Source organism: Paenibacillus tianmuensis, assembly GCF_900100345.1.
Taxonomy (GTDB): Bacteria; Bacillota; Bacilli; order Paenibacillales; family NBRC-103111; genus Paenibacillus_G; species Paenibacillus_G tianmuensis.
The window spans coordinates 93,147-116,966 of record NZ_FMTT01000009.1 but is presented as its reverse complement, the minus strand read 5'-3'; the positions used below and the strand labels follow the sequence as shown (position 1 = coordinate 116,966).

The 23,820-nt window shown below is 55.3% G+C and carries 19 protein-coding genes; all 19 read right to left on the bottom strand.

Annotated elements, in window-relative coordinates:
- Nucleotides 1-24 precede the first annotated feature (24 nt).
- A complete protein-coding gene (gene murA / locus BLO51_RS08830) occupies nt 25-1,293 on the bottom strand; it encodes a UDP-N-acetylglucosamine 1-carboxyvinyltransferase (RefSeq protein WP_090669939.1) in 1,269 nt (422 codons plus the stop codon).
- 15 nt (nt 1,294-1,308) lie between these two features.
- Nucleotides 1,309-2,214, bottom strand: coding sequence for a UDP-N-acetylmuramate dehydrogenase (gene murB, locus BLO51_RS08825; protein WP_090669936.1), 906 nt, complete (start codon nt 2,212-2,214; stop codon nt 1,309-1,311).
- A gap of 197 nt (nt 2,215-2,411) precedes the next feature.
- Nucleotides 2,412-3,485, bottom strand: a complete 1,074-nt coding sequence (locus BLO51_RS08820) for an undecaprenyldiphospho-muramoylpentapeptide beta-N-acetylglucosaminyltransferase (RefSeq protein WP_090669933.1) — start codon at nt 3,483-3,485, stop codon at nt 2,412-2,414.
- A gap of 9 nt (nt 3,486-3,494) precedes the next feature.
- Complete coding sequence (gene spoVE / locus BLO51_RS08815; protein WP_090669930.1) at nt 3,495-4,592, bottom strand: stage V sporulation protein E; 1,098 nt, start codon at nt 4,590-4,592, stop codon at nt 3,495-3,497.
- 89 nt (nt 4,593-4,681) lie between these two features.
- Nucleotides 4,682-6,103 carry a UDP-N-acetylmuramoyl-L-alanine--D-glutamate ligase gene (gene murD / locus BLO51_RS08810; protein ID WP_090669927.1) on the bottom strand — a complete coding sequence of 474 codons (1,422 nt, stop codon included), beginning with the start codon at nt 6,101-6,103 and terminating at the stop codon, nt 4,682-4,684.
- A gap of 2 nt (nt 6,104-6,105) precedes the next feature.
- Nucleotides 6,106-7,068 carry a phospho-N-acetylmuramoyl-pentapeptide-transferase gene (gene mraY, locus BLO51_RS08805; protein ID WP_088832956.1) on the bottom strand — a complete coding sequence of 321 codons (963 nt, stop codon included), beginning with the start codon at nt 7,066-7,068 and terminating at the stop codon, nt 6,106-6,108.
- Between the two features lie 4 nt (nt 7,069-7,072).
- Nucleotides 7,073-8,482, bottom strand: a complete 1,410-nt coding sequence (locus BLO51_RS08800) for a UDP-N-acetylmuramoyl-tripeptide--D-alanyl-D-alanine ligase (RefSeq protein ID WP_090669924.1) — start codon at nt 8,480-8,482, stop codon at nt 7,073-7,075.
- Complete coding sequence (locus BLO51_RS08795) at nt 8,479-9,972, bottom strand: UDP-N-acetylmuramoyl-L-alanyl-D-glutamate--2,6-diaminopimelate ligase (protein ID WP_090669921.1); 1,494 nt, start codon at nt 9,970-9,972, stop codon at nt 8,479-8,481. The genes BLO51_RS08800 and BLO51_RS08795 overlap by 4 nt, the downstream gene beginning before the upstream one ends.
- Before the next feature lie 109 nt (nt 9,973-10,081).
- Nucleotides 10,082-12,031, bottom strand: a complete 1,950-nt coding sequence (locus tag BLO51_RS08790; RefSeq protein WP_090669918.1) for a stage V sporulation protein D — start codon at nt 12,029-12,031, stop codon at nt 10,082-10,084.
- A gap of 75 nt (nt 12,032-12,106) precedes the next feature.
- On the bottom strand, nt 12,107-14,524 hold the full coding sequence (locus BLO51_RS08785) for a penicillin-binding transpeptidase domain-containing protein (RefSeq protein WP_090669915.1): 2,418 nt from the start codon (nt 14,522-14,524) through the stop codon (nt 12,107-12,109).
- A 29-nt stretch (nt 14,525-14,553) separates the two neighbouring features.
- On the bottom strand, nt 14,554-14,904 hold the full coding sequence (ftsL, locus tag BLO51_RS08780; RefSeq protein WP_245719587.1) for a cell division protein FtsL: 351 nt from the start codon (nt 14,902-14,904) through the stop codon (nt 14,554-14,556).
- A 113-nt stretch (nt 14,905-15,017) separates the two neighbouring features.
- Nucleotides 15,018-15,974 carry a 16S rRNA (cytosine(1402)-N(4))-methyltransferase RsmH gene (rsmH, locus tag BLO51_RS08775; protein WP_090669911.1) on the bottom strand — a complete coding sequence of 319 codons (957 nt, stop codon included), beginning with the start codon at nt 15,972-15,974 and terminating at the stop codon, nt 15,018-15,020.
- A 34-nt stretch (nt 15,975-16,008) separates the two neighbouring features.
- Nucleotides 16,009-16,446 carry a division/cell wall cluster transcriptional repressor MraZ gene (gene mraZ, locus BLO51_RS08770; RefSeq protein WP_090670063.1) on the bottom strand — a complete coding sequence of 146 codons (438 nt, stop codon included), beginning with the start codon at nt 16,444-16,446 and terminating at the stop codon, nt 16,009-16,011.
- 199 nt (nt 16,447-16,645) lie between these two features.
- A complete protein-coding gene (locus BLO51_RS08765) occupies nt 16,646-17,911 on the bottom strand; it encodes an adenosylhomocysteinase (RefSeq protein WP_090669907.1) in 1,266 nt (421 codons plus the stop codon).
- A 38-nt stretch (nt 17,912-17,949) separates the two neighbouring features.
- The gene (gene bshC, locus BLO51_RS08760; RefSeq protein WP_090670061.1) at nt 17,950-19,587 is read right to left on the bottom strand and encodes a bacillithiol biosynthesis cysteine-adding enzyme BshC; all 1,638 of its coding nucleotides are present in this window, start codon (nt 19,585-19,587) and stop codon (nt 17,950-17,952) included.
- A gap of 167 nt (nt 19,588-19,754) precedes the next feature.
- The gene (locus BLO51_RS08755) at nt 19,755-20,711 is read right to left on the bottom strand and encodes an ABC transporter ATP-binding protein (protein ID WP_090669904.1); all 957 of its coding nucleotides are present in this window, start codon (nt 20,709-20,711) and stop codon (nt 19,755-19,757) included.
- On the bottom strand, nt 20,708-21,733 hold the full coding sequence (locus BLO51_RS08750) for an ABC transporter ATP-binding protein (protein ID WP_090669900.1): 1,026 nt from the start codon (nt 21,731-21,733) through the stop codon (nt 20,708-20,710). The genes BLO51_RS08755 and BLO51_RS08750 overlap by 4 nt, the downstream gene beginning before the upstream one ends.
- Before the next feature lie 16 nt (nt 21,734-21,749).
- A complete protein-coding gene (locus BLO51_RS08745) occupies nt 21,750-22,664 on the bottom strand; it encodes an ABC transporter permease (RefSeq protein ID WP_090669897.1) in 915 nt (304 codons plus the stop codon).
- The gene (locus BLO51_RS08740) at nt 22,664-23,605 is read right to left on the bottom strand and encodes an ABC transporter permease (protein ID WP_090669894.1); all 942 of its coding nucleotides are present in this window, start codon (nt 23,603-23,605) and stop codon (nt 22,664-22,666) included. The genes BLO51_RS08745 and BLO51_RS08740 overlap by 1 nt, the downstream gene beginning before the upstream one ends.
- Nucleotides 23,606-23,820 lie beyond the last annotated feature (215 nt).

Here is a 23,820-nt window from a genome sequence, read left to right as displayed (position 1 = left end):
GTGGTCATATGGATGTATAAAGTGCTACTCCGTAGGTACCGGCGTCGTACGATGAATACCCGCCCCAAGGGACGCGAGCATCAGTTCAATCCGGTCGTACCCCCGGTCGATGTGATGGATTTGTTCGATGACGGTTGATCCCTGAGCCGCTAATCCGGCGATGACGAGCGCAGCGCCGGCGCGAAGGTCGGTCGCTTCCACGGTGGCGCCATACAGTCTGGGCACTCCCCGGATATAGGCTGAGTTCAAATCTACCCGGATATCCGCTCCCATACGCGACAGTTCGTCTACATGCTTGAATCGTCCTTCAAATACGGTTTCCTTCACGATGCTTACCCCGTCGGCAAGGCTGAGCAGTACCATGATTTGAGATTGCAGGTCCGTGGGGAACGACGGATAAGGCGAGGTAACGATCCTCTCCACCGATTTCGGCCGGCCGAGAGCACACACGTTCATTATATCACCGTTAATTGCGATTTGAACACCTGCTCGCTTGAGCACATGAATGGCGGAGGTCAGATGAGCCGGACAAACCTTCTCCAGCGTCACGTTTCCTCTTGTAGCCGCAGCGGCAATCATCAGCGTGCCGGCTACGATGCGATCGGGAATGATCCGGTAAGTACAGGGGGTTAGTTCCGATACGCCTTCGATAGTGATCGTATCCGTACCGGCGCCGATAATACGAGCGCCCATAGCGTTCAAAAAGTTTTGTAAATCTTGAATCTCAGGCTCTCGGGCCGCATTGGTGATCGTTGTCATCCCCCGGGCCATTGCGGCAGCCATCATGATGTTTTCGGTCGCGCCCACGCTCGGATAATCGAGCACGATTTCCGCACCCTGCAGCTCATTGGCCGTACACACGATCTGGCTGCCGTTTTCCTCAATATGCGCTCCCAGGGCTGCCAGCCCTTGTAAGTGCAGATCGATTTTTCGCTCGCCGATCGCGCAGCCGCCCGGTTGATACAGCTCCACGCGTCCGAGGCGGGAAAGCAGCGGGCCCATCAAAAAAATGGAGGATCGCATTTGGTTCATCAGGCTCTCGGGAATATGAAACTGATGAACGGCGTTCGTACTCACGATGACGTTATCCCCGACCAACTCCGCCCTGCATCCCAGCGCCCGCAAAATGCCGAGCATCACATGAATGTCCGACAAATTCGGCACGTTCTCAATCGTGAATGTTCCTTCCGCCATAATGCTGGCTGCCAGAATGGGCAAAGCGGCGTTTTTCGCACCATGAATTCTGATGGCTCCCGAGAGAGGTTTCCCGCCTTCGATAACCAACTTTTCCAAAGTCCCACCTCCGATTTACCGCTCACCTACCACCAATACTTCGGTTGCAAGGCAGACGCCGAACTTCTCGTTCACGGCAGTCTTGACTTGTTCAATCAGGGTGAGCACGTCGTGGGCCGTCGCCTGCCCGGTGTTGACAATGAAGTTGGCGTGCAGGGGCGATACTTCGGCTCCGCCGACCCGAAGGCCTTTAAGTCCGGCTTCCTCGATCAGCTTGGCGGCGAAGTGTCCTTGAGGATTGCGAAAGACGCTTCCGGCGCAAGCAAGCTGCAGCGGCTGCGTCCGCAGCCTCCGGTCTTTGTACGACGCGAGTGTAGCGGCAATCTCCTTGCGATCGCCATACCGCAGCTGGAATACCGCCTCAGTCACAATCCCCGGCTTCGTCTGCAGAATCGAATGTCGGTAAGCATAAGCCAAATCCTCATTGTTCAGCGTCACCAACTCCCCTGTCGGGAGCAGTACTTCAGCCCGCAATAAGATGCGTGACACATCAGACCCGAGCGCCCCGGCGTTCATGTAGACGGCGCCTCCCACGGTTCCCGGAATGCCCCCCGCGAACTCCAGGCCGGTCAATCCTTCCTTGCCTGCCATCACCGACAGCTTAATGAACGAATAGGCTCCGCCGGCATAGACGAGTTCCCCTTCGAACCTTACGGTTTCCAGAGCATCTCCAAGCTTAATGACTACGCCCCGTATCCCTTTGTCGGTTACAAGCATGTTGGAGCCCCGCCCCAGCGCCGTCCATGGAGTCTGGTGCCGGTTCAGCAGCTTTACCGCATCGATAAGCTGCGATCGTGTACGAGGAATGAGCAGAATGTCGGCCGGACCTCCGATTTTCCACGTGGTGTAAGGGGCAAGCGGTTCGTTTAGCCGCAACTCGCCGCAGGACCCGTTCAGCAATTCCGTTATGACCTGTTGCATGGGAAAACCTCCTTCACAGAACGACGCGGCGTCCGGATTTCCGGTAAACGAGCTCCGGAACCAAGGATTGGCGGCACGCGCAGAGCTTCCGCGTTCTTGCGCCCAGGCTGCGCGCCGCTTCGCCAAGTGTCTGTCACGGTATAGTGTAGTTTATGTGAAACGTATCAGAGTGTGACAATCGCCTAGTGCAAAATTCACTAGGTGCGAGGCAAACAGTAGGTTTCAAGCAGCTTCACGACGTGATCGGTGCCGTTGCCGTACGGATTTAATTCCATCCGCTGCCGAATTTCATCCTGCTCCGCAGACAGGCCCCAGAGATTGGAAATCAGCGACTCCGGATTCAGGTCCTCCTCGAACAGCACTTTGCCATATCCCATGCCCCGGAACGATTCTGCGTTAAGAATCTGGTCTCCGCGGCTCGCCTGGCGGGTCAAAGGGATGAGCAGCATCGGCTTGCGCAGCGCAAGAAATTCGAAGATGGAGGTGGAGCCTGCCCGCGAGACGACCAGATCGGCGCAGGCAAGCAGATCGGGCAGCTCGTCCTTGACGTACGCATACTGCCGGTAGCCCCGGATTCGGTCGAAGGAAGGATCGGTATTTCCTTTCCCGCAAATATGAATGACCTGAAACCGCTCCAGCAGCGCCTCCAGCGATTCGCGAACCGTTTGGTTGATCCGCTGGGCTCCAAGGCTGCCGCCCATAATAAACAGGACAGGCTTTTGAGAATGAAAGTCGTTCATTTGCAGTCCGCGGGACGCCTTCCCGTCCAAGATCTGCTCGCGGATCGGAAGACCGGTGCGTTCCGCTTTGTCTCCGCGGACATACTTCAACGTTTCGGGAAAAGTCACGCAAATACGGGAGACGAGGGGCATCGTAATTTTGTTGGCGAGGCCCGGGGTGTAGTCGGACTCGTGCGAAATGACGGGAATTCCCCTCAGCTTGCTGGCAACGATAACCGGCACGGTAACGAAGCCGCCCTTGGAAAATACGATGTGGGGCTTAATTTTGCCCAGCAGCCGGTAAGCCTGGCCGACGCCTTGCAGCACTTTGAACGGATCTTTAAAATTTTTGGCGTCAAAGTAACGCCTCAGCTTGCCCGAAGCGATATGATGAAACGGAACCCCTTCGTGCTCGATAATTTCTCTCTCGATCCCATCCTTGGAACCGATATATTCCATGTCCCAGCCGAGCTTGCGCAGCCTGGCCATCACCGCCAAATTCGGCGTCACATGACCGGCCGTACCGCCGCCGGTGAAGACGATTTTTTTCATAAAGGAAGGTCACCTCGAATACCGGGAAATGTTCAAAAGCACGCCGATCGAGGTCAGCATCAGCGTTAGAGACGAGCCGCCGGCGCTGATTAGCGGCAAAGTAATGCCTGTGACGGGAAACATGCCAATCACGACGCCGATGTTGATGATGACCTGCACGGCGATCATGCCGACGATGCCCGTCGCAAGCAGACTGCCGAACGTATCCGGCGCGGTAATCGCCGTACGCAGCCCCCGCCAGACCAGCAGGGTGAACAGCAGCAGCACGAAAGAACCGCCTATAAAGCCGAGCTCCTCTGCAATGATGGAAAAGATAAAGTCCGTTTGCGGCTCGGGCAAATAACTGTACTTTTGCCGGCTCATGCCCAGACCGAGGCCGACCAGTCCCCCGGGACCGATCGCATAAAGCGATTGAATCGCTTGATAGCCCGCGCCGAGCGGGTCCTGCCACGGGTCGAGAAAAGCGGTAATCCGCTGCAGCCGATAGGGCGCCGCTATAATCAAGCCGACGAATCCGAGAATCCCGACCAGTCCGAGATACGATAAATGCAGCAGTCGGGCTCCCGTCGTGTAGATGATCAGCAAGGCGGCGCCGACCAGCACCGCGCCCGTTCCCAGATCGGGCTGCAGCATGATAATTCCGAAAGCGAGGCCGACGAGGCCAAGCGGCGGCAGCAGCCCCCGGGTAAAATGCGTAATGGTACCCTGCTGCTCGGACAACCATTTGGACAAAAACACAATCATGCCCATTTTCATAAATTCGGACGGCTGAATCCCGAACGAACCGATGCCGAGCCAGCTGCGCGCCCCTCCGCGAACGACACCGATGCCGGGAATAAGCACCGCAACCAGCAGAATGAAGCAGACGATCAAAATGATTTTGGCATATTTTTTCCAGATCCAATAATCGGTGTTCATCGTAAAAATCATTGCTGCGATGCCGAGCGCCGCAAACAGCGCTTGGCGTTTCAAATAGTACAGCGAGTCGCCGAACTCGCGAAACGCAAGCACCGCGCTGGCGCTGTACACCATAATCACGCCTACGGCAAGCAACAGCAGCGTGGAGCCCAACATCATCCAATCCGGAGTCGAACGTGCTTTCACCATACCGCCCACACCTCTACCTCTCGGTAATCTGGGAAGGGACCTTTCACGCCGGATCAGCAATGCCCGCTGACAGGGCTTGTTCCCCCCTTTTACAGGTTATGCACGGACTCCTTAAACATGCTTCCCCTCTCCTCGTAAGAGGAAAACATATCCCAACTTGCGCATGCGGGCGAAAGCAGCACAACGTCGCCGGGCTTCGCCAGTGCCTGCGCTTGTCGCACCGCTTCCTCTACCGTTTCTCGTGCACCCTTAGCAGCAGTATCGACGGTTTTAATCCGGCTCATGCCTGCAAGGCGCGCCACACGGTCGATTTTTTCCTTGGTCTCTCCGAAGGCGACAAGGCCTTTCACCCGGCTTTGGAATACGGGCAGCAATTCCATGTAATCCGATCCGCGATCGAGCCCCCCCGCAATCAAAACGATGTCTTGCTTGAACGATTCGATCGTTTTGATCGTTGCCGTAGGATTCGTCGCTTTGGAATCGTTATAAAAGAGCACGTCGCCCTTCTGCGCCACATATTCAAGCCGGTGCTCCACCCCACGGAACTCCTTCAGCACCTGGGCGATCGTCTCCAGCTCCACACTGGAAGCGATGGCCATAGCGCTGGCTGCCAGCGCGTTCTCCACGTTGTGGCTGCCCGGTATTCCGAGCTCCCGTACCGGCACAATGCGGTGAGCTTGTCCGTCTTTATCACGGTAAACGATTGTATGTACCGTATCTTCGTCCCCGGCGGCAAGCGGAGGCTGCACGAACAATCCGTAAGACAGTTCCTCGCGGACAGAAAAAGGCAGCACCGAAGAACGAATCGCGCTCGCCGTTTGGCGGCAGACCGGGTCGTCCCAGTTCAGCACGGCTGTGTCCGCTTCCGTATGGTTAGCAAACAGCTTCGTCTTGGAGACGACGTAATCGTCCATCGTCCCATGATAATCGAGATGCGTCTCATACACGTTCAGCAGAGCGCCCACGGCTGGACGGAACGCACGCGTCCCTTTGAGCTGAAAGCTGCTCAGCTCAACAACCATCCGGTTGTCCGCTTCGGCTTCCAAAGCGGCTTCCGTCAAGGCGCGTCCGATGTTACCGGCGACGATCGGCTTTAATCCGCCCGCTTCGAGCATGAGACCGGTCCACGTCGTCGTGGTTGTCTTGCCGTTGGAGCCGGTTATGGCGATCATCGGCGCCTTGCAAATATGATAGGCGACTTCGACCTCCGTCACCACTTCGATTTCCAACTCGGCCGCCCGCCGGACGGGCTCGATCGTGTAAGGAATGCCGGGATTTTTCACGACGAGCGCAACACCCTCATGCACAAGCCCTTCGGGATGGCTCCCGCAAACAACAGAAATACCCAGAGCCTCCAATTCGTCGGCCTCAGGGCATAAATGGCGTTCTTTCTTATCATTGACGGCGACGACCGAGCCGTTCTCGTGAAACAATTTGGCGACTGCAACGCCGCTGCGCGCAAGACCTAGAATGACGACCTGACGGCCGCGGTACTGAGCGGGATGCTCCATGCCTACAACACCTCATTAATATAAAGTCCGATACCAGCCAAAATCAGCCCCGCCGTCCAGAACGAAATGACCACGCGCCACTCCGACCAGCCCGTCAATTCGAAATGGTGATGAATCGGGCTCATTTTGAACACCCGCTTCCCCCTTGTCTTGAAGGAGACGACTTGAATGATGACCGATAAAATTTCGACCACGAACACGCCGCCGATCAGTGCCAGCAAAATTTCCGCTTTGGTCAAAATCGCAACGGCCGCCAATCCTCCCCCGATGCCGAGCGAGCCGGTATCCCCCATGAACACTTTCGCCGGGTGAGCGTTGAACACCAGAAATCCGAGCACGGCGCCAACCATCGCGGCACAGAAGATCGCGAGATTCGGCTGCGAGTTATTCAAAGCAATGATCGCATAAGCGCCGAATGCGATCGCGCTGGTTCCGGCCAGCAAGCCGTCCAGACCGTCCGTGAAATTCACCGCATTGGACGTGCCCAGCATGAGAAAAGCGACGAACGGGAAGTACAACCAGCCGATATCAAACGAAAAACCGATATAAGGGATCCGGATGTCCGTGTTGTGTCCGGTCTGCACTAGCAGGATACATACGATAATCGAGACGGCGAGCTGCCCGAGCAGCTTTTGTCTGGCCGTCAAGCCGAGCGAGCGCTTGAACAAAATTTTAATATAATCGTCCAAAAATCCGATAAATCCGTATCCAAGCGATGCGATAATAAGAATGAGCGTTTCGATGTTTTTTTCTCCGAAACGCAGCACGGCGAGCGCCAGCGCCAGCATGATGATGATCCCGCCCATCGTCGGCGTGCCCGCTTTCTTCAGATGCGCCTGCGGCCCTTCGGTACGAATCTGCTGCCCGAATTTGAGTCTGCGAAGTAGCGGTATGAATAAAGGTCCCATAATGACCGCAAGCAAAAAGGCCACGCCGAGCGTGATCATGACAATTTGAAAATCCACCGGACTATCCCCCCAATTGCATTAAAAACGATGCCACCTGCTCCATCCGCATGCCGCGCGAGCCTTTGATCAGCACGACGTCGCGCGCTTCGGCAGCCTGACCGAGCGTGCGGGCCAGCTCTTCTTTATCTTCAAAATACCGGACGCGCTCCGCCGGAAACCGCTCCCTCGCTCCCTCGGCGATATGCCGGGCAAGCGGGCCGTAAAGATACACCGCCTCGACCGCGTCTGGATCGACGAAACGGCCGACTTCCCGGTGAAATTCCGCCTCTTCGGGACCGAGCTCGAGCATATCGCCGAGCACCGCAAACTTGCGGCTATAGCCCGTCGCCTCATGCAAAAGCGAGAGAGCGGCCCGCATCGCGGTCGGGGAAGCGTTGTAGGCGTCATTCCATACGGTCAAGCCGGAAAGCGTCTGCGACACTTCGATCCTCATCCCGGTTACGACCAACGATTGCAAGCCCTCTGCCATCCGCGCCGCATCCAGTCCGAAATATTTTCCAACAGCGATCGCCGCCAGCGCGTTGACCGCATTATGTCCTCCGAGCAGCGGAATATAGAAAGGAACTCCCGGATCAGTGTTGACGACAAAATGCGTTCCTTTCGCATCCATCTTCATTTCCAGAGGGTATAGATCGTTCGACGCGCCCGCTCCGAAGCGGATTTTGGTATATCCGCCCGCCTTCATTCGTCCGGGCTGAGTCAGCTCCGGCAGAACCTCTTCAATCAGAGGCTCATCCCCGTAATAGATCAGTGTGCCGCCGGGCTGGAGTCCTGCCAAAATTTCCGTTTTGGCTCGTGCGATTTCGGTGCGCGAGCCGAGCTGCAGCAAATGTGCATCTCCGATATTCGTGATGACGGCAAGCTCCGGCTCGGCGAGCCGGGACAGCAGCTCAATCTCGCCCCGCCCGCTCATGCCCATCTCCAGGACGGCGATCTCGGTATCCTCATCCAGCCCCAGCAAGGTGAGCGGAAGACCGATGTGATTGTTATAGTTTCCTGCCGTTTTATGCACATGGAAGGCCGTGGCCAGCACGGCTCCCGTCATATCCTTTGTCGTCGTTTTACCATTGCTGCCAGTGATGCCGACAACGCGTACCTTCAGCTGACGGCGATAGGCTTGGGCCAGACGCTGCAGCGCCGACAGCGTATCGTCCACGAGAATCAGCGGCTTGCCCTGCGGCGGGTTGTGACGGTCCGTCTGCCACAGCGCTGCGGCTGCCCCCCGTTCAAATGCGGCATTGGCAAACGTATGCCCGTCGAACGACTCCCCGATCAGCGGCACATACAAGCTGCCCTCCGCGAGAGTGCGCGTATCCTTCGAAACGCCGTGAATCATGGCATCGCCGGGCGTTCCTTGCGCCAAGGTTCCTCCGGCCATGACAGCAATCTCGGCCAACGTACGTCTGATCACTGCAACCGTCCCCTTATCGCGTTTTCCGCTACCAACCGATCGTCAAACGGATGCTTGACGCCTTGGATGTCTTGATACGTTTCGTGCCCTTTTCCCGCAATCAATACTACATCCTTAGAGGTTGCCCGGGCAATCGCTTTTTGAATGGCCTGTCTGCGGTCGGCGATCAGCTCGTAACGCTCTTTGTCCCAGCCGGCCTCGACAAGGCCCGGTTCGATATCCCAGAGAATGCTTTCTGGATCTTCGGTCCGCGGATTGTCGGAAGTGACGAATACGTAGTCGCTGTACTTTGCGGCCACGCCTCCCATCAGCAGGCGTTTAGCGCGGTCGCGGTCCCCGCCGCAGCCGAATACGCAATACACTTGGCCTTCCGCAAATTGCCGGATCGTTGAGAGCGCATTTTCCAAGCCGTCCGGCGTATGGGCATAATCGACCAGCACAAGAGACTCTTGCCCTGCATCCACAATCTCCATTCGTCCTTCAACGGAAGTGATGCTGCCGAGACTGGCGACAATCCGCTCCAGCTCGATCCCTTCCGCCAGTGCTGCGGCGATGGCGCCGAGCGCGTTGTACACGTTGAACCGGCCGACCAGCCGCATCGTCACCTCGGTCGTTCCGCGATAGGTGACGCAGCGGAACTTGGTACCCTTGGCGGTTATTTCTATGTTCTCTGCCCTCACGTCGGCAGCCGGATTGTCTATACCGTACACGATCGTCTGCGCCGGTGTATGCTTGGCAAAGTAGTCGGAAGCCGAATCGTCTCCGTTCAGCACCGCATACTGGCGCTGATCGGCAACCGGCGCGAATTCGTTCCCGAGCCTGGAGAACAACAGCCCCTTAGCCTCCCGGTAACGTTCCATCGTCCCGTGATAATCCAAGTGGTCCTGCGTTAAGTTCGTAAACAGGCCGGTACGGAACTGGCAGCCGGTCACCCGCCCCATGTCGAGGCCGTGAGAAGAAACTTCCATGATGCAGTAATCGGTTCCCGCATCAGCCATATCGCGTAAAATACGCTGAAGCTCAATCGCCTCTTGCGTATTGTTCTTTTCGTTCGGATGACGGACAGCTCCGATTTTCACATGGATATTCCCCATTAATCCGGTTTGAAAACCTTGGTCCGATAATATTTTTTCCAATAAATACGTCGTCGTCGTCTTGCCGTTCGTTCCCGTCACGCCGATGAGCTTCAGCTCCCGGCTAGGATATCCGTAGAAATGGCAGGCTAGAGCCGCCATAGCATAACGCACCTGTTTCACTAGCAGCACGGGGACGTCCGCTTCAATCTCCCGTTCCGCAACCAAAGCGGCAGCTCCCTGCGCAACCGCCAGCCCAGCATAGTCGTGACCATCCGTCTTCAGGCCGGGCACGCAGAAAAACAAATCTCCGGGCCGGACTTTGCGCGAATCGGCCGCGAGACCGTGAATATGGGCATCACCATCACCGATTATCCGACTGACGGCAAGCTGGGCTGCCAGCTCCTTCAGTTGCATGTTGTGTCCCCCTCCGTCTTTTGCACATGGTATCATTATGGACAAAAAAATGCGTGCTGAAAAGCCCATTTCCCCAAATGTTACCGTACTTTCATCGATGCGTCAGCCTTCACTGCGCCTGCGGTTTGCCGCTTTCCGGCGGGCTCGCATCGGACAAATAAATCCGGATCGTCGAGCCTTGCTCCACCCGGGTTCCGGCTTTCGGCATCTGGCTGATCACAGTACCGCCTGCGCCAGACTTAGCCAGTTGAAAATTCATATTCATGGTTTCGTAAATATCCGTGATGCTCATGCCTACCAGATTCGGCACTTCAACGATTTTCGTATCGCCGTACACATATTTGCGATCCATTTGATCTTTGCGCGGCGGAACCTTCATATAACGAAGCGTGTCCTCCATAATTCCCTTGACAAGCGGAGCGGCAACTAATCCACCGAACTGGATGCCCTGGGGATTGTCGACCGCGGCGTACACGACGACTTTCGGATCGTCGGCCGGAGCAAATCCGATAAAGGAGACGATGTGCTCGCTCGCGGAATAGCGTCCGTTCACGACCTTTTGCGCCGTTCCGGTCTTTCCTCCTACCCGGTAGCCGTCAACGAACGCATTGCGCCCGGTTCCGTTCGCCACAACACTCTCGAGCGTCTCCCGCACCTGCTTGGAGGTCGCTTCGGAGATTACCTGGCGCACAAGCTCCGGCTCCATCTCCTCGACCAGCGCTCCGGTGTCCGGATTATACCAAGCCTTCGCCACATGCGGCTTAAACAGCTTGCCGCCGTTTATGGCTGCGGATATGGCCGTAATTTGCTGAATCGGCGTGACGGAGACCCCTTGCCCGAACGAGGTGGTGGCCAGTTCGACCGGACCGACCCGCGACGGCTTGAACATAATTCCGTTCTCTTCACCGCCGAGATCGATCCCCGTTTTTTTTCCGAACCCGAAGTTATAAATATACTCGAAAAGCTTCTCTTTGCCAAGTCTTTGGCCCATCACCACGAAGCCTGGGTTGCAGGAATTTTCCACCACTTGCTGAAACGTTTCGCTGCCATGCCCGCCTCGCTTCCAACACCGCAGCCGGGCGCCAGCCACCTCAATCGCCCCCGGATCGAAAAACCCTTCCGTCAAGCTAACCTTTTTCTCCTCTAATGCTGCCGCAAGCGTAATAATCTTGAAGGTGGAGCCCGGTTCGTAGGTCATCCAAATCGGCAAATTCCGGTTGTAGTTCTCCACCGGATACGCTTTGTAGTTACCCGGCTCGTAGCCCGGCCTCGACCCCATCGCCAAAATCTCTCCGTTATTCGGGTCCATGGCAATCGCGATGACATGGTTCGGCTGATATTTGAGCATCGCCTGATCCAGCTCGCGTTCCATGATCGCTTGAATGTTGCTGTCGATCGTGAGCTGAAGGTTCAGGCCATCAAGTGGCTTCTTGTACTCGTCGGTCGATCCGGGCATCGACTTGCCTGCGGCGTCGGCCAAATACGAGATACTGCCGCCTATGCCGGTCAATGTCCGGTTATACTTCAATTCTATGCCCGTCAATCCTTGATTATCAATCCCGGTAAAGCCAAGCACGTGCGCTGCCAAACTCCCGAACGGATAATATCTCTTATTATCCTCGGTCACGACGATACCCGGAAGCTTCATATCGCGGATTTCCCGGGCTTTTTCCTGTGTGATTTTGCGGCCGGCCGGCTTGATATAGGCGCTGGACGCTCTTGTCGTCAGCTGCTTGTAAATCGTCTCCTGACTTGCGTCCAGCGCTGCCGCCAGCTTGGCCGCCGTTGCTTGGGGATCTTGAATTTGCACCGGAATGACCATTACCGTAGGCGAACTTATGTTGTATGCGAGCTGCGCCCCGTTCCGGTCCATGATTTCCCCACGCTTGGCCGTGACGGGAATGTCACGTCGCCATGAATCTTCCGCTTTATCCGACAGATCCGGTCCGAGCCAGATTTGCACGTATGCGAGCCGCACCGCCAAGGCCAGAAAAATAGCCGTTCCGACAATCAGCGCGGCGAACAACCGACGGCGAACCGTTACGTTCGATGCCTTCATGCCCGCTCCTTCCCCTTCCTGAAAGAGAATCGTTTCATATCATCCCTATTCAGGACAACCAGGGGTTAGAACAAGCTATGGCTGCGCCGATACTGCTTTTTTGGACCCGCCGTCTGCGTTTTGCTTGACAGAGTCGGTGTTCTTCTTGTCGGCGCCCGACTTTCCGCTGTCACCCGTAGTCTTGGCCGAGGACGAATCCTTCTTCGCCGTTTGATCGGATTTGCCCGATTTATCCGACTTGTCGGATTTGTCCGTCTTGCTCGCCACCGGATTTTCCAGCAGCTCCTTATATGATTTCAGCTGCAGAGTGAGCACCCGCGCTTCGCCGGAGCCTTCCAGCGCCTGATCCGCCACATATCCTTCACCGGTCGATTGGCAGCGTACCTTGAGGAAGGAGCATACCTCCAGCGCATCGCGAAGTGATTTCCCGGACAAGTTAGGTACCGGAACATCCTCGCCTTCCTGCATTAGTACATACATTCGCTGCGCCCCGCCGCTTTCGGTACCTGGCAGCGGAGATTGGGCGATGACCTTCGGCCCTTGACCGATCGGCTCGACGGAAATGCCGAACTTATTCATGGCCGCTTTGGCTTCGTCTAACGACTGATTGGTCAGATCCGGGATCTTGCCTTGCGACGCTTTTTCCGTCGGCTGGGAGGTCTGCTCCCGAGTTACGCTCGGCGCAACACCCATCTTCCGCAGCGATTGCGATACGATCTCTTTGAAGGCCGGAGCCGTTACATCGCCCCCAAGATGATAGTTGCCTCCGAGATCGGGATCATCCGCCATAATTGCAACCAGAATCTTCGGATCCTCAAGCGGGGCGTAGCCGATGAACGAAACCATCCATCGACCTTCCGCATACCCTACGTGGCCGGGAAGAACGAAGTTCGCCGTACCTGTCTTGCCGGCCACACGATAGCCTTCGATATATGCCCTCCGGCCTGTTCCGATTTGCTGGTCGGACACAACCTGTTCCAAGTATTCGCTAACCTGTCTGGCCGTCTCCGGTGACACGACGTCGCGAACAACCTTGGGGTCGTACTTCTCGACAACTTCGCCCGTTTCCGGGTTAGTGATTTGCTTAATGACATGCGGCCACATTAGCTTACCGCCGTTCGCAATGGCAGCATATGCCGCCGTTTGTTGGATCATGGTGGTTGTCAGCCCTTGTCCATATGTCGCTGTAGCATACTCGGGGGCGTATTGCATTCTAACCCGTCCCGCCACTTCTCCGGCAATGTCGATGCCTGTTTTCGCCCCGAATCCAAATTTGTCGATATATTGCCGCAGCTTGTCCGTTCCCAACTTCTCAAGTCCCAGCTTCACGAAAGCCACGTTACTCGAACGCTTCAACCCTTCGAGGTATGAAATTCTGCCCCAACCCACGCGGTTATGGTCATGGAGTTCGCGGTCAGCAACAATGATTCTGCCGGACGGGTACGTGTCTCCCGGAAAAAACATGCCTTCCTCTATCGCCGCAGCCAGAGTGACAAGCTTGAAGGTCGATCCCGGCTCATATTGCGAGGCGACGGCGTGATTGAGGAAATCGGACTGATTTTTCGTTTCCCCATACTTATTGGGATTGAATGTCGGCATGTTCGCGATTCCGAGAATTTCCATTGTCTTCGGATCGACCGCAATCGCGGTAAGGCTCTTCGGATGCCATTTGTCGTACGTCTTCTGCAGCGCACTCTCGATATAAAACTGAATATTTTTATCGATCGTCAACTGCACGTTGCTGCCGTTCACCGCCGGCTGATATCGGCTTTGCGAACCCGTCAATTCAACGCCAAAGCGGTCTTTCTCGTAATTCAGAAAGCCCTTAACGCCTTTCAGATAGCTGTCGAGCTGCGCTTCGATCCCCATCACCGGCTTGTCTTCTTTGTTGCTGTAGCCGATCAGATGGGCAGCAAGCTGGCCAGCCGGGTAAAACCTCTTAATCTCAGGCAGAAGTACAATGCCGACCGCCTTTTCCTTTCCCTTTTTCTTTTCCTTTTCCTTTTCCGACAGCTTCAATTGCAGATCTTTAACCAATTGATTGATTTTATCGGCCTTCTCCGAGTCGATCTTCCAGCCTTCGTTGCGGATTTCGATCTGTTCCGTCGACGTCCATTCCCGCTTGGTTTCCAAACGCTTGCGTATCTTGTCTTCCAGCGCCGTGACGTTCGACGGATCGCCGGAGGCCGACAAAATGGCCGCCAGGCCTTTTACAATTTCTTCCTGATTATTGTTATCTTTGATCGTCCGTGGAACCAGAGCCAGCGTAAATGCCGGGGAATCTTCCGCAAGCACCTTACCGTTCCGGTCCAAAATACTGCCGCGGACCGGCAGTATTTCCTTCTCCTTCGACCAATATTTTTCTTTAACCTCTGTGACCAGTCTGGCGCCATCGACGACTTGTACCCAATAGATGCGGGTGATCAGGACAACAAAAAGGAGGGTGAATCCCCCTCCGATGATTAACGAACGTAATTTTACCTTTTTTGTCATCGTATATCCTCCCTATTCCAACGGACAGATCAGGGTTGATCCTTTGTTTTTTTGGACGCGGCTCCACCGGCTGATGGCGTTTTGGAAGCGACGCTTTGCCCTGAAGACTTGGTCGATCCCTGGGGCTTCGTCAGATTCGGATCGGCTACGCTGAAGCCGCGGCTGCGTGCTTCTTCCTCAAGCCGTTGATTATCGGAGAGCGCGTCCACCTTTTGCTTGAGAACACTGTTCTCCGCTTCCAGCTGGGCAATTTTCTGCTCAACGTTTTTAATGCTCGAGCTCATCTCGTAAATTTGCGCGTATCGCCAGATGATCACACCCGCAACGACGACGCAGACGGCAACTGTAAACAAATAGAGCAGCTTTTCTTGTACCGGCAACGATTTGTTCCGGTAGACAATCTTTTTCCTTTCCTTGACTTTGACTTTGTTCTCGGATCGCTGTTCAACTGCTAAATTTCCTTGAATATATGCCGGCAAGATGCTTTTCCCCCTCAGTTCATCAGTTTTTCCGCAATTCTCAGCTTGGCCGAGCGGGCGCGCGGATTCGCTTCGAGCTCTTCCGTCCCGGCTTCAATCGGCTTGCGGTTCACCAGTTTAACGATACCGGCAGATCCGCACACGCATATCGGAAAGTCAGGTGGACACGTGCACTTGGCCACATATTTGACAAACGTTTGTTTACATATCCGGTCTTCGAGGGAATGAAAGGTAATCACCGCAGCCCGTCCTCCCGGGGCCAGACAGCGGATGGTTTGCTCCAGCGCGTCCCCGAAGGCGCCAAGTTCGTCGTTTACGGCGATCCGCAGCGCCTGAAAGCTGCGCTTGGCCGGATGCGGTCCGGTACGCCTTGCCGCTGCGGGGATCGATTCCTTGATCAGTTCGACAAGTTGACCCGTCGTTTCGACCGGAGCCTTGGCGCGAGCTGAGGCAATTGTCGCTGCGATGCGGCGCGAAAACTTTTCCTCTCCGTACTCGAATAAAATTTTTGCAATCTCCTGTTCCGACCAATCGTTGACGATGTCTTTCGCCGTCAGCGGAGCCGTTTGATCCATCCGCATGTCCAACTCCGCGTCATGATTGTAGCTAAAGCCGCGGTCTGCCTCGTCGAGCTGCGGGGACGACACGCCCAAATCGAACAAAATCCCGTCCACCTGCGGACGGCCGTCTCTTAAAGCACGCGGCACTTGGGAAAGCTCGCGCTCCAAATAGCGAAAGTTGCTGCGGATCAGCTTCACCCGGTCCATAACCGGAGCGAGCCGCTCCCTGGCATTGGCAAGCGCCGCGTCGTCTTGATCGAAGGCGATAAGCAAGCCCTCCGGTCCGAGGCGTGAGGCGATCTCGAAGCTGTGCCCCGCTCCGCCAAGCGTACAATCGACATAGACGCCGTCCGGTTGTATATGTAATCCTTCCACTGCTTCCTGCTTAAGTACGGTCACATGATGAAACATCCCGCTGCTCCTCCTACGCCGGCTTTTCCCGGGGTTATAGATCAAAGTTAAAATCGACCAGTTTCTCCGCAATTTCGGCGAACGATTCCTCCGATTGCTGGAAGTAGTTTTCCCAGATCGACTTGCTCCAAATCTCCACCCGATTGGAAACGCCGATAACGATACAATCTTTCTCCAGCTTGGCGTGCCCGATCAGATTGTTCGGCAGGTTGACCCTGCCCTGCTTGTCCAACTCGCATTCGGTGGCGCCGGAGAAAAAAAACCGGGTAAAGGCGCGCGCGTCAGATTTCATGAGTGGCAGCGCTTTGAGCTTCTGCTCCAGCACCGCCCACTCGTTCATGGGATAAACGAATAAACATTGGTCCAGGCCGCGAGTGACGATGAATAATGTTCCCAGGGCTTCGCGAAACTTGGCCGGCACGATCATCCGGCCTTTTTCGTCAACGGTATGTTGGTACTCCCCCATGAACACCACTCGTCGCCCCCTTTCCCACCACTTTACCCCACTTTCCACCACTTGTATAGTTATGATTCGTCACGCTAACCAAAAATCCTGCTTCGTCCCTAGACGACCGCAGGATTTTTTTCGGTTATTCTGTTTTGTCCCGTGGCTAAAAAAATCTCCCTTTGACGCTTCTGCATCAAAGGGAGATTCGATAGCCGGATGCGGATTAATGCTCCACCCAGCTGTCCAAGTATGCTTTTTGCTCTTCGGTCAGCGTGTCGATACCGATGCCGAGCGAAGCCAGCTTGAAGCGGGCTACCTGCTCATCCAGCTCGTAAGGCACGTTGACGACCTTCTGGCCGATTTGCTTGTAGTTCTCGTTCACGTACTTCAAGGACATCGCCTGAAGCGCGAACGTCATGTCCATGATTTCCGCCGGATGTCCGTCGCCTGCAGCCAGGTTAACAAGGCGTCCCTCAGCCAAAATGTAAAACTTTCGTCCGTCTTGAAGCGTATACTCCTCGATGTTGCGGCGAACCGTCCGTACGGATACGGCCATGGCCTCCAGCTCCGGTTTGTTTACTTCTACGTCGAAGTGACCGGCGTTGGACAAGATCGCTCCGTCCTTCATGACTTTGTAGTGCTCCCCGCGGATGACGTCCCGGTTGCCTGTTACCGTTACGAAGAAATCGCCCACCTTGGCCGCTTCGCTCATCGACATCACCGCAAAGCCGTCCATGTAAGCTTCAACCGCTTTGATGGCGTCGATTTCCGTCACGATGACGTTGGCGCCGAGCCCTTTGGCGCGCATCGCCACGCCCTTGCCGCACCAGCCGTAGCCGACGACGACGACCGTTTTCCCCGCAACGACGAGGTTCGTTGTCCGGTTGATGCCGTCCCAAACGGATTGGCCCGTACCGTAACGATTATCGAACAAATATTTGCTGAAGGCGTCGTTGACCGCAACCATCGGGAATTGGAGCTGACCGTCCTTCTCCAGCGATTTCAGGCGAAGAATACCCGTCGTCGTTTCTTCCGCGCCCCCGCGCACGTTTTTGAGAAGGTCTTTGCGCTCGGAGTGGAGAATGGTCACCAGATCTCCGCCGTCGTCAATGATCAGATCCGGCTCGGTTTCGAGCGTCTTGATGAACAGCTCCTTGTATTCCTTCGGCTCCGGGTTGTACTTCGCAAATACCGTAATGCCGTCTTCCACCAACGCCGCGCACACGTCGTCCTGCGTGGACAGCGGATTGCTGCCGCAAATGGTTACTTCGGCGCCGCCCGCTCGCACCACTTTGGCCAAATAGGCCGTTTTGGCTTCCAAGTGAAGCGATATGGCGACTTTCAGCCCTTTAAACGGCTGTTCCTTCTCGAATTGCTCGCGGATGCGGTTAAGCACCGGCATATGAGCGTTCACCCAATCGATCTTCAAATGTCCTTCTGGCGCGAGCGCAATGTCGCGGATAATGCTGCGGTCAATCGTACTTGCCATCGGTAACGTCCTCCTTGGATCATAAATTCTCTACGTATTTACATGTAACATATACGATGCTTCCCGTCCAGTGGCAAAGGCATTTCCACGAGTTCCCTCACCCAACTGTCGCCATATTTGTTCAAATACGCGAGCGGATTATACACCCGCTCCTGCGGCTTGCCGTCAGGCAGCACGGAAAGCCCGATGCGGGCAAATTGCCGCAGCCCTGCCTCATACTGCGAACGAAGGCCGTCATCCGCTTTGTGCTGCAAGAAATCGATTTGCTCGATAATTTTCCCCAGATTCGTTTCGCCTAATTTTTGCAATCCGGGATTAATGGCCGCTATCGCTCCGATCAACGGCTCGTAGCTGGCGCGAAATTGCTCTTTCACCTCGGCAAAGCGAGCTTCCAGTTGAAGCTGGTCTTGCTCCCGAAGCCAAGCTTGCTGCTTCTCATCCAAGCGGTACAGCGCGTCGCCGATGGCAAGCCCGTACTTCTGCATGTTTTTCTGGATCGTGCCTTCCACAAGGGTGAAGCCCAGACGCGGCAGCACGATCGGCATCCGCATGCCCACTGTATGAAACGCTTCGCGCGTCAGCGCCCAATAAGCGATCTCCGACGGTCCCAATACGGTTCCGAGTACGGGGAACAAATAGTCCTGCATCAAAGGCCGCGTCATCACGTTGTTGCTCAGCCGCTCCGGGGCCTCCTCCGCCCATTGCAAAAGCTGCTCCCGGCCGAAGCGGCGTTCTCCTTTGCGGTCCGTGTAGCCGCCCTCTCCGTCCGCATAAAGCAGAATGCGCTCTCCTTGTTCGTCGAAAACGAATAAGTTCGCACCATTGCCGGAAACCTCCGCTTGCGGCACATATCCCGCTTCCCGCAGCTTGTCTTGCCCCCGAAGCAGCGCTTCGTTAATTGAACCGCTTTGCTCCGTCAATCGGCGGAACATCGGGCTTTCGAGCCGCCGCAGCTCCGGGTCATCCGAATCGACCAGCACAAGCCCGTCATGTCCGAACCAAGCGGAAAGGAGGCGCGCCAAGCTGTCCGTCAAGGAGACGGCTCCCTCGGTCGACGAACGCAGCGCTTCCATCAGCCCTTCCTTGAACTCCGTAGGCATAAGCGTCTGCTCAAGGGCAGCCAGCGCCTCGCTCCACTGCTCCGGCGAGATTGGCGTCCGGCTGACGGAGGTGCGCAAGCCGGTCGGATGCTGCAGCTTGATCTTCTGGAGCTGCTGATCCGTCGTCAGAACCGACGCATGGTTCACTTCGTCAAAATCATGATCCTCCCCGGCAATCCAAAATATCGGCACCACCGGCCGCCCCAGCTTCTCCGAAGCTTCACGGGCCGCCCGAATCAGCGTAATCGCCTTGTATATAACTAGAAGCGGTCCGGTAAACAAACTGGCCTGCTGGCCTCCTACGATACACAGCGTACGGGAATCCTTTAGCAGCTCGATCGAACGAAGCGCTTCCGGCGAAGCCCCCGCCCGTTCGTTGTACCGTCGCAGCGTTTCCGCAAGCTGCCGGCGGTCGGCTCCATGAATCCGCTCGCGGTCGATCCAAGCCGCACGCGCCTCCCAACTGTCGGCATCTGAAGGATTGTAATCGAAAAACGCGCTTATTTTTTCAAAATGGTCGGAATAATCCCCTGCCAAAGGTTGGCCGGAGTCCCACTGCATTATTTCTATCCGCAATCCGCCCGCCACCCTTCCTTTTAAAATGTAAGTCGCTTCTGGTTTGTAATTTAACACAAGCATTACTATTTTACACGTGATCCGGGAAATCGTCAAAAGGTGACGCGAACGGATCGGATCATTTCATTATAGTGAAAAAGCCCCTGCACATGCAGAGGCTTCGAAGGTTAATATAAATGGCAGGCCGTAAAGTGACCGGGTTGGACTTCCTTGAACTCCGGCATGCTTGCCGCGCATTCCGGCATCGCCTTCGGGCAGCGGGTACGGAACGGACAACCGCTCGGCGGGTCCAGCGGACTTGGAATTTCGCCTTCCAGAATAATCCGCTCGCGAGTGCGCTCCACCTCCGGATCCGGAATCGGGATCGCGGACAACAGCGATTGCGTGTAAGGATGCAGCGGATTCGCATACAGCTCCTCAGAGGTCGTTACCTCGACCAGCTTGCCGAGATACATAACGCCGATACGGTCGGAAATATGCTTCACCATCGCAAGATCGTGCGCGATGAACAGGTAGGTCAGACCGCGCTCTTTTTGCAGCTTCTTGAACAGGTTGACGACCTGCGCCTGAACGGATACGTCCAGCGCGGAGATCGGCTCATCCGCGATGATGAACTGAGGCTCGATAGCCAGCGCACGGGCAATGCCGATCCGCTGACGCTGTCCGCCCGAAAATTCGTGCGGGAAGCGGCTCGCATGCTCCTCGTTCAGACCTACCGCATCAAGCAGCTCGCTAACGCGCTGCTTGCGCTGTTTACCGTCGGCAAGACCATGAATGTCGAGTCCTTCGGCAATAATCTTGCCAACCGTCATCCGCGGGTTCAAAGAGGCGTACGGATCTTGGAACACCATCTGCATATGACGTCGAAACTCTTGCAGCTTGTTTCCACGCATCGTATGCACGTTCTCGCCGTTGAACAACACTTCGCCGCTCGTCGCTTCATATAGGCGGATGATCGTGCGTCCGGCCGTCGACTTGCCGCAGCCGGACTCGCCCACCAAGCCGAACGTTTCTCCGCGGCCGATAGAAATATTAAGCTTGTCGACGGCTTTTAACGTCTTGCCGCCGGCCAAGTGAAAATGTTTTTGCAAATCGCGTACTTCCAAAATCGGATTGCCCTTCATCGTGCCGCACCTCCAGCTTCTACAGGTCGCTCTACTTTAGGCGCATCGGGATGCAGGAGCCAGCAGGCCGCCGAATGCGTCTCGGAAAGCTTCGTATGCTCAGGATCGACTTCCAGACAGGCTTTCATCGCATAAGGACAACGCGCTGCAAAAGCGCAGCCTTTCGGCGGGGCGAACAAATCCGGCGGCGTCCCCGGAATCGGCACCAATTCGCCATCCTTGTCTTGGTCCAGACGCGGAACGGAACGAAGCAAGCCCCAGGTATACGGATGTTTCGAATCGTAGAACAGCTCGTCAACCGTGCCCTGCTCTACGACTTTGCCGGCGTACATGACGATGACGCGCTGCGCCATCTCCGCAACGACCCCGAGGTCATGCGTAATCACGATAATCGAGGCATGCGTCTGCTCGGACAGCTTCTTCATCAGTTCGATAATTTGCGCTTGGATCGTCACGTCAAGAGCAGTCGTCGGCTCGTCGGCAATAAGCAGCTTCGGATTGCAGGCAAGCGCAATCGCAATCATGACGCGCTGGCGCATCCCGCCCGAAAATTCGTGAGGATATTGGCTGATCCGGCCTTCCGGATTGGAAATGCCGACCATTTTCAAAATCTCGACTGCACGCTTCCGCGCTTCGCTTGCGCTTAAGCCCTGATGTTTAACGAGCCCTTCGGTGATTTGCTTCCCGATCGTCATCGTCGGGTTGAGCGAAGTCATCGGGTCCTGGAAAATCATCCCCATTTCGGAGCCGCGGATTTTTTCCATTCCTTTATTTGAAATTTTAGTAATTTCCGTTTTGCCGTCGAATTTGATCGATCCGCTCTTGATTATGCTCGGAGGCGTCGGAATGAGCCGCATAATCGTTTGGGCCGTCACCGATTTACCGCAGCCGGATTCGCCTACGATGGCGAGCACTTCCCCTTTCTTGAGGTCGAAGGAAACGCCACGAACGGCTTGCACTTCACCGGCATAGGTGCGAAACGATACTCTGAGGTCGCGAACCTCCAATATATTATTGCTCATGATTTTGGCACCCTCCTTACTTCCTCATCTTCGGATCGAGCGCATCGCGAAGGCCGTCACCGAGCAGGTTGAAGCTCATCAGGATCAAGCTGAAAACAATCGTCGGGAAAATAACCCGGTGCGGGAAATAACGAATCGAGTTGGCACCGTCGGACAGCAGCGATCCGAGCGAAGCAAGCGGCACGCGGATTCCGAGGCCGATAAAGCTCAGGAACGCTTCGACGAAAATGGCCGAAGGAACGATAAACGTAATTTGCACGATGATCAAGCTGAGCGCATTCGGTACCAAATGGCGGAAAATAATGCGCGCGCCTCCTGCGCCCAGCGTTCTGGCCGCAAGCACGTACTCTTGCTCCTTCAAGGTCAGAACTTGACCGCGGACCAGCCGCGCCATTGGCACCCAGCCGGTGATGGCATAAGCGATGATGATCGTCATGAAGCCCGGACCGATAACGATGATCAGCAGGATCGAGATCAGCAGAAACGGGATAGAGTGAATGACTTCAATAATACGCTGCATGATATCGTCCACCCGGCCTCCGTAGTAGGCCGAAACGCCCCCGTAAATTACTCCGAATACGAGGTCAAGCAGCGCGGCAATAATCCCGATGGCAAGTGAAATCCTTGTTCCCCACCATACGCGCACCCACAGGTCACGGCCGAAATCGTCGGTTCCGAACCAGTGCGCCGCGGAAGGCGGCAAGTTTTTGATATCGTAGTTTTGCGTAGCGTAATCGTAGCTCGAAAAAATCGGTCCGAACGTAGCAAGCAAAATCAAGATGACAAGCGTTGTCATGCCGAACATGGCCAGCTTGTTTTTCTTGAGCCTTCTCCACGCATCCTGCCAGTAATTGATGGAAGGGCGAACGACAGTTTCCCGGCCGACTTGCTCTCGGACAACCGGCTGGAACAGGTCTTTGGACATCTGCATTATTTGCTACCTCCCTTAACCAAACGAATGCGCGGGTCGATCAAACCGTAAATGACATCGGTAATAAAGAGCACGATGATAAGAATAAACGCATAGAAAATGGTCAATCCTGTAATCATGGTGTAATCGTTGGAATAAATCGATTGGACAAAGTGCTTCCCTAATCCCGGTACGACGAAAATTTGCTCTACAATCAGCGTACCGGTGATCAAACCGACAAATACGGGCCCCAGCACGGTGACAACCGGAAGAATTGCATTTCGGATTGTATGTTTAAAAACGATGGCCGACTGGGACAACCCTTTGGCTTTCGCCGTTTTGATATAGTCCTGATTTAGCACGTCCAGCATGGACGTCCGCATGAGCCGAGCAAGGATGGCAATCGTACCGAACGATAAGGCGATGGAAGGCAGTATCCTGGATGAAGCCCCTGTCCACATCCCCGGAGGCAGCCCTATCCAACTCGCCTTCACCCCGATAAAATAAGACAGCAAGGGTCCTAGAACAAATGATGGAATTGAGATCCCGACAATTGCCGTAAACATCGCCGTGACATCGAGGCCTTTGTTATGATTCAAAGCTGCAATAATGCCGAGAATCAATCCGACCGTAATGGCAATCCCGAGCGCCCACAAGCCGAGCTCCAGCGAAGCCGGGAATGCTTGATGAATAATCTCCGTGACTTTACGCGTCGGGAACTGGAAGGACACGCCCAAATCACCGTGGATCACGTTATTCATGTATTTCAGATACTGCTGCCAGATCGGCTGATCCAGACCGTATTGAGCATAGAGCAGCTTTCTTTGCTCGGGCGTCAATTTTTGCGATTCTTCCCCGAACGGATCCCCTGGCAAGTTTTTCATCAACACGAATGTGAAGGTAACAACCAGCCACAAGGTAATTACCATATAACCCAAACGACGCAGCAAATAGCGAAGCATGGCACACCTCCTGAACTAATTCAAACAAGGATAAGCAGCAAGGCTCGAAAAGGCTCGATTGGAAACAGCCGAACTGCTTCGCAAGCATAGACCGAATCCTAAGCAAGACTATGTTTGCGAAGCAGCTCCGCTTCCTCCGAACAGAGGCAAATGCGTTACAGAAAAAATCGGAGCCGTTCCAAAGATCAGAACGGCCCCCTCGTTGACGAATCAGC